This window comes from Saccharospirillum mangrovi (genome assembly GCF_003367315.1).
Taxonomy (GTDB): Bacteria; Pseudomonadota; Gammaproteobacteria; order Pseudomonadales; family Natronospirillaceae; genus Saccharospirillum; species Saccharospirillum mangrovi.
In genome coordinates, this window is record NZ_CP031415.1 from 708163 (window position 1) to 720268 (window position 12106).

Consider the following 12106-nt stretch of genomic DNA (forward strand, 5'->3'; position numbering starts at 1 on the left):
GTCATCTCTCGATGTGATAGAGCGCAATTTCACCGTGCAGGTTGGGCATCAGTCGCATCTTCCAGTTGCTCTGGTAGTTGCTGTCTACCACGGTCCGGTTGCGAATGTGAATGCCGCGTTCGCGACACAGCACTTCAAAATCCCGGAAGGTGAAAAAGTGAATGTTGGGCGTTTCGTACCAGGCGTAGGGCAGCGATTCCGATACCGGCATACGGCCCCGGAAACCCAAATAGGCACGCGTAGTCCAATGACCGAAGTTGGGGAAAGTTACTACCGCTTGCCGGCCGATGCGCAGCATTTCTTCCACGATGCGATCGGGCGCTGTGGTTTGCTGTAACGACTGCGTCATGATGACGGTATCGAAACTCTGGTCGTCGAAATTATCGAGACCGGCGTCCAGATCCTGATGAATGACATCGACGCCACGCGCCACGCATTCGAGGATGTTGTCGGTGTCGATTTCCAGGCCGTAGCCGCTGACGTTTTTGTTGTCGCGCAGCATCGCCAGCAAACTGCCGTCGCCGCAGCCGAGGTCGAGCACGCGGCTGTCGGGTTTGATCCAGCGTTGAATCAAATCGAAATCGGGGCGATCCAAAACGGTCATGCTGGCGCTCCTTGTGGTGCGGATTCATTTTCCAGCGACGCCAGAAAACCACTCAGCAAACGCACGTATTCCGGAATCGGAAACAAAAACGAATCGTGGCCCTGGTCGGCTTCAATTTCCAGATAACTGACCGGCCGTTGGGCGCGGACCAAGGCTTGCACAATTTCTTCGCTGCGCGCCGGCGTAAAACGCCAGTCGCTGCTGAACGCGGTGATTAAAAAGCGGCATTGGCTTTGTGCCAGGCAGCGCGCTAAATCGCCATCGTGATCACCGGCCGGGTCGTAATAATCGAGCGCTTTGGTCATCAGCAGGTAGGTGTTGGCGTCGAAATTATCGGAGAAATTTTCGCCCTGATAACGCAGGTAAGATTCCACTTCGAAATCGACGTCGTAACTGAAATGCAGTTTGCCCTGACGCAGTTCACGACCGAATTTTTCGCGCATGCCGCTTTCGGATAAATAGGTGATGTGACCGAGCATCCGCGCCAACATCAGACCGCGACGCGGCGAGGTTTCGTGCTGGTAATAATGGCCGTCGTGAAAATCCGGATCGCTGGTGATGGCCTGGCGTGCGACTTCGTTGAACGCGATGTTTTGTGCCGAGAGTTTTGGCGCCGACGCGATGACGGCACAGCCGCGCAGCCGGTCCGGATAATCAATCGACCAGCGCATGGCTTGCATGCCGCCAAGGCTGCCACCGATGACCGCGAGCCATTGATCAATGCCCAATCGATCAGCCAGACGTGCCTGGCTTTTTACCCAGTCGCGCACCGCCATGATGGGAAAATCCGGGCCGTAACGGCGGCCGGTTTCCGGGTCGGTACTGGTCGGGCCGGTGGAGCCGTGACAGCCGCCCAGGTTGTTCAGTGAGACGATAAAATAGCGGTTGGTATCGATGGCTTTGCCGGGGCCGATGCAGGCGTCCCACCAGCCGGGTTTGCGATCATCGTTGCTGTGATAACCGGCGGCGTGGTGGTGACCCGACAAAGCGTGGCAAATCAAAATGGCGTTGGAACGGTCGGCGTTCAGCGTGCCGTAGGTTTCATACACCAACTGATAAGACGACAGCGAACGGCCGGAGCGCAACGGCAAGGGTTCGTCGAATTCAGCAACCTGTGGTGTGACCAGGCCGACGCTGTCGGCCGGAAATTCTGTTGGCATTCAGTCTGTCCTGCAGGACCCGTCCGGGTCCGTGATTCGATCAGAAAACGGCGATGTTACAGACCAATCACCGGCATGATGCCACCGGTGAAATAACCGGCGGCCTGATACAGGCTGGTCATGGGAACGATCATGCCGCTGAGTACGAAATCGCGCAGGATGATCAACACCAGGAACGCAATGATGTACGACAAATCCAACATGCCGACTTGCAGATTCAGCCGACGGAACGGACCGACAAACGGCTCCACCAATTCCTGCAGAAAACCGAGCATGGGGTTTTGCTGACCCATGCTGATCCAACTGCCGATGGCGACAATGATCATGCTCCACTGCAACACCGTCATCAGCAAACCAGCCACGGCGAGCAGCGACCAGATGGCCATCGGGCCAAGGAAAGGCACCGGATTCGCGCCCTGAACGACGAAAATCAGCAACGCCAACACGTACTGACCAATCCAGATGCACACCAAAGCGGCGACATCCAAGCCGCCGAATCCGGGAATGATGCGACGCAGCGGCAACAAGAACGGATTGGTGATTTTCAGCACCGTTTGCGCCAGTGGGTTGTAGGTGTTGGCCCGGGCGACTTGCGCCAGAAAACGGGCGATGAGTGCAATCAGCACGATGCTGAACGCGGTTTTCAGAATCAGGACGGCGATATCACCCAGCATGCGGGGCTCCTTTTATGGCTGCAGTCGGTGGCGCTGAGCGAGGCTCAATCCGCCAGTTCTTCGGATAGTTCAATCGAGCGGGCGCGACAAGCTTGCATGGCGCGTGCGACCACGGCGTCGAGGTCGTCGGTTTCAAAACTGCGAATGGCGCGTTCGGTGGTGCCGTTCGGCGAGCACACCTGGCGGCGCAATTCGGCTGGCATCTGTCCGGTTTGTTGCACCATACGCGCCGCGCCCAAGGCAGTTTGTACGATCAGAGTACGGGCGCTGTCGCCATCCAAACCCTGGGCTTCGGCGGCTTTTTGCATGGCTTCCATAAAGCGAAAGAAATACGCCGGAGCGCTGCCGCTGGTGGCGGTGACGGCGTGTAAATCGTCTTCGGCGTCAACCCACAGGCTGGCGCCGATGCTGTCGAACATTTGCTGCACGGTGTTGCGTTCAGCGTCGCTGACATTGGCGTTGGCGTACAAACCGGTGGCACCGGTCAGCACCAGCGACGGCGTGTTGGGCATGGTGCGCACGATGGCGAAATCGCCGCCGAGCCAGCGGTCAATGCTTTCAGCAGTAACGCCGGCGGCAACGCTGACAATCAACGGCTGGCGTTGTTGGAAGTCGGCGGCCAGGGGTTCCAGCGTCGCTTTTAAGGCTTGCGGTTTGACGGCCAGCACCAGGATGTCGCAGGCCGCGATCAAGGCGTGTGGGTCGGCAGTGGCGGTGAGGCCTTTGCTGGCGAAGTCGGCGCGTTTGGGTTCGTTGCGGTCGCACACTTGCAGACGCTGTGCATCAAAGCCGCTGGCCAGCATGCCATTAATGATGGCACCGGCCATGTTGCCGGCACCGAGAAAACCGATGGTGGCGGTTTGCATGGCGCTCTCCTGTGTTGTTACTGGTGTCGTCATCCGGCGCTCGTCTGGGCGTAGTGGCGTTGGCCGAAAATGGCGCTGCCAACGCGAACGTGAGTGGCGCCGCTTTCGATGGCGATTTCGAAATCCGCGCTCATGCCCATCGACAATGCCGTCGCCTCGGGATGGTGTTGAATAAGGGTATCACTGAGGCTTTTCAATTGATCAAACTGGCGGCGCAGCTCGGTGTCGTTCAAGTCCGCCGCCGGAATTGCCATTAGACCGGCGAGTCGCAGCCGGTCGATCTCACTCAGCTGATCGGCGAACGCCAGCACTTCATCGGGGTGCAGGCCGGCTTTGGCCGGATCCTGACTGATGTTGATTTGAATACAGACGTTGAGCGGCGTTTTTTCTGCCGGGCGCTGGTCGGCCAGACGCTGAGCAATTTTCAGCCGGTCGATGCTGTGCACCCAATCGAAATGTTCGGCGACCGGGCGGGTTTTGTTCGACTGCAACGGTCCGATGAAATGCCAGACCGGAGCCGGGCCTTGCCATTGCTGAATCTTATCGACCGCTTCCTGGACGTAGTTTTCACCCAGATCGGTGACACCCGCAGCGACGGCATTTTGCAGGTCAGCCAACGGCCAGGTTTTGCTGACACCGATCAGTGTGACCGCTGCGGGTTCACGTCCGGCTCGTTGACAGGCGCTGGCAATGCGCTCGCGCACAGCGGCCAAACGCTCGGCCAAGGGGCGTTGCTCTGAGCTCAAGGCGGCACTCCGATGGCGTTGGAACGGTGCTCACAATGCACCGCTCTTGGTTTACACTGGATTCGTTTTTATCACGGCAAACGCCCTGGCTCGCCGGTCTTGCAAAGCGCAACAGCATACCGGTTTTCCACTGCGCTGAGTATGATCACTTGGCCTGTCTGACCACTTTAATTAAGGAATCAACGACCGCATGGACATGACCGAACTTCTGGCGTTCAGCGCCCAACAAAATGCTTCCGACTTGCACCTGTCCGCCGGCTTGCCGCCGATGATTCGCGTCGATGGCGACATCCGCCGCGTCAACGTGCCGGCCTTGTCGCACGACGAAGTGGAAGCGCTGGTGTTGGGCATTATGAATGAGCAGCAGCGGCAGGAATTTGCGCAGCGGCTGGAAACGGATTTTTCTTTTGAAGTACCGGGCGTGGCGCGTTTCCGGGTGAATGCCTTTACTCAGAATCGGGGTTGCGGCGCGGTGTTTCGTACCATTCCTTCACGCGTGCAGAGCATGGCTGATCTCGGTTTGGGGCCGGTGTTTGAAAGCATCGCCCAGGTGCCGCGCGGCCTGGTGTTGGTGACCGGCCCGACCGGCTCCGGGAAATCGACCACGCTGGCGGCGATGATCGATTACATCAACGAACATAAATACGACCACATTCTGACCATCGAAGATCCGATTGAGTTCGTCCACGAAGCCAAGAAATGTCTGGTCAACCAGCGCGAAGTGCATCGCGATACGCACAGTTTTGCCGATGCACTGCGCTCGGCCTTGCGTGAAGATCCGGACATCATTCTGGTCGGCGAAATGCGCGATCTGGAAACCATTCGTCTGGCGCTCACCGCCGCTGAAACCGGCCATCTGGTGTTCGGTACCTTGCACACTACCTCGGCGGCCAAAACCATTGATCGGGTGGTCGATGTGTTTCCCGCGGAAGAAAAAGCCATGGTGCGGTCGATGTTGTCGGAATCGTTGCAGGCGGTGATTTCACAAACACTGCTGAAGAAGATTGGCGGCGGCCGGGTAGCGGCGCACGAGATCATGATTGGCACATCGGCGATTCGCAATCTGATCCGCGAAGACAAAGTAGCGCAAATGTATTCCGCCATTCAGACCGGCTCGCAGCAAGGCATGCAAACGCTCGATCAATGTCTGGCAACGCTGGTTCAGGGCGGTGTGATTGAGCGCGAATTGGCGAAAGAAAAAGCCAGGCACCCGGAGAATTTTTGAACCTGGCTCAGTGCGCTGTGGCGGCAGCGCGCATCTGTTTCAGATCGCGATAATTGCGCAGCCCGCCGTACATTAACGTTTGGAATTTCTGCGCGGTCAGTTCGGTTTTTTCTTTGTAGTCGTTGATGTCGTAGTCGCGGACGACTTCACTTTCCGGGGCGTAACCGGGTTGGCCGGTGCGCAACACCAGTCGCGTTAAATGGTTGCCGATTTCTTCACGAATGGCTTTCACCAAATCCAGGCCAGCGTGTTCGGATTCCATCACCACATCGATCAGTGCCATCGCCAGGTCGTCGCCCAATTGGCGGACAATCGCCAGCGCTTCCTGGGCGGTGGCGGCGGTGTGAACGATCAGGGGTTTGTCTTCAAAGCGGAAGCGGCGCAGGGCCAGGCGGGTGACGGCGTGCACTTCGGGTTCATCATCGACAACAAGAATCTGCCAGCTCTCGGTTGAGTCTGGTGTCGAGTCGTCGTTTTCTTCGGCCAGCCAATCCACGGGCGCCATCAGCGGTACTCCTGTTCGCTGCGCTGTTGTATCCAGTTTAACAACGGAATATGACAGCTAATTTCGTGACTCAAAGATAGTCAAACACCCAAGCATTGCAATCTTGAAAACGCTACCAAAGGCGCACATCTGTCCGCCGATTTGTAAGTGTTTGTGCTGGGATTGCGACGAAAAATTTTCGATCAGAGTTCGGCGTTTGCAGCGGCCTGAGCGCAATTGCGACACAGCCCATGTACTTCCAGTTGCTGACTGCCCATTTCGAAACCGACACTGCTGGCACTGGCTTTTAACTCTGTCAGCAACGAGCGTTGCATGCCCACTTCCTCGACTGCCTGGCAGCGGTCGCAAATCAGAAATTGCGGCACTTCGTGGTCGTGGTCGCAACTGATGTGCGAGCAGGCGAGGAACTGGTTGGTGGTCGCCAGCTTGTGCGCCAGACCCGCCTCCACCAGAAAGTTCAGCATGCGGTACACCGACATGGCCGCAGGCGCGTCGCCATAGGCCGCCTGATGATCGCTGATCAGATCGTAGGCGGATTTAGGCCCGTCCGCAGCCAGCAGCAGATCCAGCAGGCGTTCGCGCTTGGGGGTCAGGCGCTCGCCGAGTTGCTGGCAGTGTTCGCTGGCTTTGTCGAGGATGGCCTGTTTGGCGTTGGTCATGGCGGTCGATTGTTGGGGTGTGCGCCTATGGTACTCAGTCGCGCTTACGAAGCGAAGCCGCGGCGTTATTGTTCCAGCTTGGATACCAAGTGGCGCCCGATGGCATCGGCCCGTTGGCGGTCCAGCATGCCGACGCGCAAGCGGCGGTTGAGCACATCTTCGGCGCGACAGGCACCTTCATACTGCAAGGCCCAACTGAGTTCCGCTTCGATGTACGGCGCGCCCTCGACCAAACGCTCAGCCGGGCCTTGCGCCAAAACGGCCGCTGCGCGGTCGCCGTAGGCTTGCCACAGGTGAGCGGCGATGTCGTCGGGCAGGGCTTTCAGGGCGGCGTCGGTTGCGGCCCGGTCGCCGTTGGCGCCGGCCAGTCGCAACGCTTGAGTGCGACACGGGCCGGCTTTGAGGCCACTGTGAGCAATGACTTCGTCCATGCAGTCTTCGGCCATGCGCCGCCAGGTGGTCCATTTGCCGCCGGTCAGACTGGTCAGGCCATTGTCGGTGACGATGACGTGATCGCGCGACAGCTTCGAGGTGCTGCCGCCGTGCGGGTTGCTGACCAAGGGGCGCAGCCCGGAGAAGGTAGCGCTGATGTCGGCTGCGCCAATCGGCTCGCTGAGCCAGCCATTGAGATGGCGCAATAAATAGTCGATTTCGGCCTGGCTGGCTTCGGGGCGGTCGTTCAGTTCGGCCGGATCGTCGGTGGTGCCGACCAGCGTTTTGCCCAGCCAGGGCAACAGGAACAAGACGCGACCGTCTTCGGTCTGCGGGATCAGGATGCCGCGACCATCGGGCAGCAGATCGCGGTTGAGCAGCAAATGAATACCGCTGGACACCGTCATCATGGGTTTGGCGTCCGGTTTGGCCTGTTGGCGCAGTTGGTCGGTCCAGGGGCCGGTGCAATTGACGACAGCGCGGGCGCGCAGCTCGAAACGGTCTCCGGCGATCAAATCGTCACACTGGGCGCCTACCACCTGGCCGTTTTCAATCAGCAGGTTGTCGACGGCGCAATAATTCAGCGCCAGACCACCTTGTTCCAGCGCAGTTCGAACCATGGCAATGCCGAACCGGGCGTCGTCAAACTGGCCGTCCTGGTAACTGACACCGCCGGTCAGTGGCGCAGCGTCGATGCTCGGGCAGGCGCGTTTAAGTTCGTTTTTACTCTCAATGCGCGAACGGCCCAGGCGCTGAGACCCGGCGAGCACATCGTACAGGCCGAGGCCAAAGCGGTAATAGGGCAGGCCGATCCAGGATTTTACCGGCGTGATCAGCGTTAACGGCCAGGCCAGATGTGGCGCCATGGCGAGCATGCGTTTGCGTTCGGCGAGCGCTTCGCGCACCAACTGATATTTGCCGATGTCGAGCGTTTTGAAGGCTTGTTCCAGATAACGCACGCCGCCGTGAATCAGCTTGGTGGAGCGGCTGGATGTGCCGGCCATGAAGTCCTGACGCTCGATCAGCGCTGCCGTTAAACCGCGACTGAGCGCGTCCAGCAGAACGCCGGCTCCGCTGGCGCCCCCGCCGATGATCAGTACATCGAGGTCGGCAGCCTGAAGCGCATCCCGCTGGGTTTGGCGTTGCCAGGGTTGATTGGCTTGCAGAGGGCGGTGCATGGGCGCTCCTGTTGGTGAAATCGGGTGCCTGGATGATAGTGCCTATTTTCGTTATCTGTAAATATGTGATCGTTATTTTTCGTTTTTTGGTTGGGCATCGGTAGTGACTGAAAGATCCAGGTCAAAAAGCGCTCCATAGCGCAGGCCGATATAGGCATGCTCGCGCATCAGCATTTCAGCGCGGGCGCCTTCGCCGGCCACCAGCGCCTGGTACACCAGCTGATGTTGCAGATGCGCCATCTGAATTTTGCGGAATTCTTCATCGATACGCTGCATATCGAAAATAATCGAATCCGACGAAGCAAACGGCAGGTGGTTGTTGCGCGCTATGGCATCGGCGACGGTGCGGCTGCCGGCGCCGTTGATGATGATGTCGTGAAAGCGGCCGTTCAGTTCGCTCCATTGCAACAGGTCGTTTTCGTCGGGGTTGGGCCGGGCGACCAGTTGGCCGCCGTCGTCAATGCAGGCTTTGAGCGCCAGGCGTTCGTCGTCGCTGAGGCCGCGCTCTGCCATGCGCCGCGCCGCCAGGCCTTCCAGTACACCGCGTATTTCCAGACCGCAGAGCACGTCGTCGCGCGAGAAGCTGCGCACCACAAAGCCCTGTTTGCCGGTGCGTTCCAGCAAGCCTTCCTGTTCCAGGGTACGAAATGCCAACCGGACCGGCGTGCGTGACATGCCCAGGCGTTCGGCAATCTGGACTTCACGCAGCTTTTCACCGGGCTGTAATTCTCCGTCTCCAATCAGTTTGCGCAGTGTCGATACGGCGACCTGGCTGACTTGGCTCATATCAGTGTCCTTGTGTAAATCGCAGTCATTTTCGGGGCTTGAACCAAGAACCACAAGGGTGCGACGTTAAACCGCTTCCTAGCAATATTGGATCCAAAAAAACGACATTTTCTTGACCTTGGTCAGCTGTGTGGCTAATTTTGGATCCAATAAATACAAAAACAACAGACGGAGGCCTTATGTCCAGCCAACCTTCATGGCCGGTCAATACCTGGTATGTAGCCTGCACGCCCGACGAGTTGACGTCCGGCCCGCTCGGCCGTCAGATCGGCGGCAAGCAACTGGTGTTCTATCGCAACGGCGACGGCAAAGTCGTCGCTCTGGCCGATTTCTGCCCACACCGTGGCGCACCCCTGTCGCTCGGTTTCGTCAATGTCGATGGTGATCTGGTGTGCGGATACCACGGCATGGTGATGAACTGCGACGGTTCCTGTAAGTCGATGCCCGGCCAGCGGGTTCAGGCTTTTCCTGGCGTAACCGCCTATCCGATTGAAGAACGCTACGGCTTTATCTGGGTGTGGACCGGCAACGCCGAGGCCGCCGACCCGGCGCTGATTCCCGATTTCAGTTGGTTCGACGAACCGGGCTGGACCTACGGCGGTGGGCTTTATCACATTCGCTGCAACTACAAGTTGATGGTCGATAACCTCATGGATCTGACGCACGAAACCTACGTGCACGCATCCAGCATCGGCCAGACGGAAATCGAAGAAGCGCCCCCGGAATCGTTCAAAGACGGCGACACCGTCGTCACCCAACGCACCATGGAAAACATCAGCGCGGCGCCGTTCTGGAAGCAGGCGCTGACGTTCAACGATCTGGACCCGGAGGCCCTGGTCGATCGTTGGCAGATCAGCCGTTTTACGCCGCCGAGCCACATTATGATCAACGTTGGCGTAGCGCTGGCGGGCGAGGGTGGCATTGACGCGCCGGCCGATAAAAAAGCGTCCAGCATCGTGGTGGATTTCATCACCCCGGAGACAGAAAACAGCATCTGGTACTTCTGGGGCATGGCGCGCAACTTCAAAGCGGACGACGCGGAATTGACCAACACCATCCGCGAAAGCCAGGGCAAAATTTTTGCTGAAGATCTGGAAATGCTCGAAGCCCAGCAGCGCAACATCGATGACAACCCGGATCGCGACCTGCTCAAGCTCAATATCGATGGTGGTGGCGTGCTGGCGCGGCGCATGCTCGATCGCATGATCAAGGCCGAACAGAGCGGGGCCTGAGGCATGGCAGTGAAGAAAACGACGCTGAGCATGACCGTACAGGTGCAGGCCAAACGCCAGGAAGCGGACGGCGTGGCCGGCTTTACGCTGGTCGATCCGCATGGCCGGGCGTTGCCGACTTTTACCGCCGGGTCGCACATTGATGTTCAGCCCGAACCCGGCGTTCTGCGGCAGTATTCATTGTGCAATCAACCCGGTTCGACCGACAGCTATCAGATCGCCGTGCTGCGTGAGCCGCAATCGCGCGGTGGTTCGCAAGCCATGCACGAGGCGGTGGACGAAGGCGATTTGATTCAGATCAGCGCGCCGCGCAACCACTTCGAATTGGCCCCGGATGCCAAGCGTTCGTTGTTGCTCGCAGGCGGCATCGGCATCACGCCGATTCTGGCAATGGCGCGGCAACTGCATCGCGATGGCGCTGAGTTCGAATTGCATTATTCGGCGCGCAGCCAGGCGGCGATGGCGTTTCATGACTGGCTGACCAGTGGGCCACTGAGCGCTCAGGTGCAGTGTTATTTCGATGATCAGGGCAGCCGATTGCCCATTGACCAACTGGTCGCGCAGCCGCACGACGGCACGCATTTGTACGTCTGCGGGCCGGGCGGTTACATCGATTTTGTGATGGATCGTTTTCGCACAGCCGGCTGGCCCGAGGCGCAACTGCACACCGAATTCTTTACCGCGGCCGACATCGACACCAGCAACGACGGCAGCTTCGAACTGGTGCTGGCGCGCAGCGGCGAAAGCTATCGCATTCCAGCCGACCAGACGGTCGCCGAGGTGTTGCTCGACAACGACGTCGATCTGCTGACCTCCTGCGAACAAGGCATCTGTGGTACCTGCATCACCAGGGTACTGGAAGGCATACCCGAGCACCGGGATCGATATATGACCGAGGCGGAACATGCGGCTAATGATTGTTTTACGCCCTGTTGTTCGCGCGCTAAAACGGAACGACTAGTGATCGATCTATAACCGTCATAACCACAAGCAAGGTCCTTTGGACACAACAACAACTAGACAGAGGAACGCCAAGATGAAAACAACTTTGTTATCCACCGTACTCGCCACGGCCTGCTGTGCAGCTTTGGTATCGACCTCGGTTCAGGCTGAGAAAACGCTCAAGCTGGCGCATTTCGTACCGCCGGCGCACGTCCTGACCGGCGCCATCATTGAGCCGCTCAAAGACGGTGTGGAAGAAGCCAGTGGCGGCGATTTGCAGATCGACGTCTATCCCGGCGGTGAACTGGGCGCCGGACCGATGGAGCAATACGTGCGCGCGCTCCAGGGCGTGGCCGACATTACCTGGGGGCTGGCTGGCTACACCTCATCGCAGTTTGAACGGTCCATGATCGTGGAAATGCCCGGCGCCATTCCGGAAGGCATGACCGGATATGACATGCTGTGGAACGCCTACGATGAGCATCTGGAGCGGGAATTTCCCGGTACACACCCGTTGGCGCTGTGGGTCAGTGAACCGAATATCTTCATCATGAAAGACCACGACATCCGTACCCCGGACGATCTGGACGGTCTGAAAATGCGCGTTTCCGGCTCCATGGCCGCCGCCATGATTGCCCGCTACGGCGCCACGCCAGTGCAGATGCCGGCGGGTGAAATGTACAACGCTCTGCAAACCGGACTGATCGACGGCATCGTTACCGGAGCCAGCGCCATCACCGATTTCAAACTCGATGAAGTAGCCAACAGCTACACCATCGGTGCGCCCATGGGGCACATCATGTTCTATCTGGTGATGAACCAGCGCAGTTACGACGGCCTGACCGACGCCCAGCGCACAGTGCTGGATGAACACAGCGGCCGCTGGTTGTCGCGCCACGGTGAAGAAGGCTGGAACGCTCTGGCCGAACGCACCCTGGAAGCCGTTGCGGCCGATAGCAACAACACCGTGATCAACCTGAGCGATGCCGAAATTGCGCCGTTTGAAACCATCGCCGACGCCTTCCGTGCAGAACGATTGAGCGACAGCGGTACGGCCAACATCCTGTCCAGCATGCGCGGCGAATAAGCCGTTTCGG

General features: G+C 58.7%; 13 protein-coding genes. 4 read left to right on the forward strand and 9 right to left on the reverse strand.

Translation table 11 applies throughout. The features are described 5' to 3' along the window. Position 1 precedes the first annotated feature (1 nt). From metW to DW349_RS03425, 5 genes are read right to left on the reverse strand one after another with little or no spacing between them, the layout of a single operon-like run. Entirely contained in the window at positions 2-604 is a 603-nt protein-coding gene (metW, locus tag DW349_RS03405) for a methionine biosynthesis protein MetW (RefSeq protein WP_108126137.1), read from the reverse strand. Then, positions 601-1764, reverse strand: coding sequence for a homoserine O-succinyltransferase MetX (gene metX / locus DW349_RS03410; protein WP_108126138.1), 1164 nt, complete (start codon positions 1762-1764; stop codon positions 601-603). The genes metW and metX overlap by 4 nt, the downstream gene beginning before the upstream one ends. Before the next feature lie 56 nt (positions 1765-1820). Beyond that, entirely contained in the window at positions 1821-2438 is a 618-nt protein-coding gene (locus DW349_RS03415) for a YggT family protein (protein ID WP_108126139.1), read from the reverse strand. A gap of 44 nt (positions 2439-2482) precedes the next feature. Continuing rightward, positions 2483-3304, reverse strand: coding sequence for a pyrroline-5-carboxylate reductase (gene proC, locus DW349_RS03420; protein ID WP_108126140.1), 822 nt, complete (start codon positions 3302-3304; stop codon positions 2483-2485). 29 nt (positions 3305-3333) lie between these two features. Beyond that, on the reverse strand, positions 3334-4050 hold the full coding sequence (locus DW349_RS03425) for a YggS family pyridoxal phosphate-dependent enzyme (protein WP_108126141.1): 717 nt from the start codon (positions 4048-4050) through the stop codon (positions 3334-3336). 190 nt (positions 4051-4240) lie between these two features. Here DW349_RS03425 and DW349_RS03430 point away from each other — a divergent pair, with 190 nt between their 5' ends. Continuing rightward, on the forward strand, positions 4241-5275 hold the full coding sequence (locus DW349_RS03430; protein ID WP_108126142.1) for a type IV pilus twitching motility protein PilT: 1035 nt from the start codon (positions 4241-4243) through the stop codon (positions 5273-5275). A 7-nt stretch (positions 5276-5282) separates the two neighbouring features. Here DW349_RS03430 and DW349_RS03435 read toward each other — a convergent pair whose 3' ends face one another. From DW349_RS03435 to DW349_RS03450, 4 genes are all read right to left on the reverse strand, one after another. Then, the gene (locus tag DW349_RS03435) at positions 5283-5780 is read right to left on the reverse strand and encodes a response regulator (RefSeq protein WP_108126143.1); all 498 of its coding nucleotides are present in this window, start codon (positions 5778-5780) and stop codon (positions 5283-5285) included. Between the two features lie 182 nt (positions 5781-5962). Further along, positions 5963-6439, reverse strand: a complete 477-nt coding sequence (locus DW349_RS03440) for a transcriptional repressor (RefSeq protein WP_108126144.1) — start codon at positions 6437-6439, stop codon at positions 5963-5965. Positions 6440-6504: 65 nt separating this feature from the next. Next, on the reverse strand, positions 6505-8049 hold the full coding sequence (locus tag DW349_RS03445) for a glycerol-3-phosphate dehydrogenase/oxidase (RefSeq protein ID WP_108126145.1): 1545 nt from the start codon (positions 8047-8049) through the stop codon (positions 6505-6507). Positions 8050-8121: 72 nt separating this feature from the next. Beyond that, positions 8122-8835, reverse strand: coding sequence for a GntR family transcriptional regulator (locus DW349_RS03450; protein WP_108126146.1), 714 nt, complete (start codon positions 8833-8835; stop codon positions 8122-8124). A 179-nt stretch (positions 8836-9014) separates the two neighbouring features. On the opposite strand from DW349_RS03450, the gene DW349_RS03455 reads away from it, so the two are divergent. The 3 genes from DW349_RS03455 to DW349_RS03465 all read left to right on the forward strand — a co-directional run bounded on the left by DW349_RS03455 (position 9015) and on the right by DW349_RS03465 (position 12096). Next, positions 9015-10067, forward strand: coding sequence for an aromatic ring-hydroxylating oxygenase subunit alpha (locus DW349_RS03455; protein WP_108126147.1), 1053 nt, complete (start codon positions 9015-9017; stop codon positions 10065-10067). 3 nt (positions 10068-10070) lie between these two features. Further along, on the forward strand, positions 10071-11042 hold the full coding sequence (locus DW349_RS03460; protein WP_108126148.1) for a PDR/VanB family oxidoreductase: 972 nt from the start codon (positions 10071-10073) through the stop codon (positions 11040-11042). A 61-nt stretch (positions 11043-11103) separates the two neighbouring features. Beyond that, on the forward strand, positions 11104-12096 hold the full coding sequence (locus DW349_RS03465; RefSeq protein ID WP_108126149.1) for a TRAP transporter substrate-binding protein: 993 nt from the start codon (positions 11104-11106) through the stop codon (positions 12094-12096). The last annotated feature ends 10 nt before the right edge of the window (positions 12097-12106 follow it).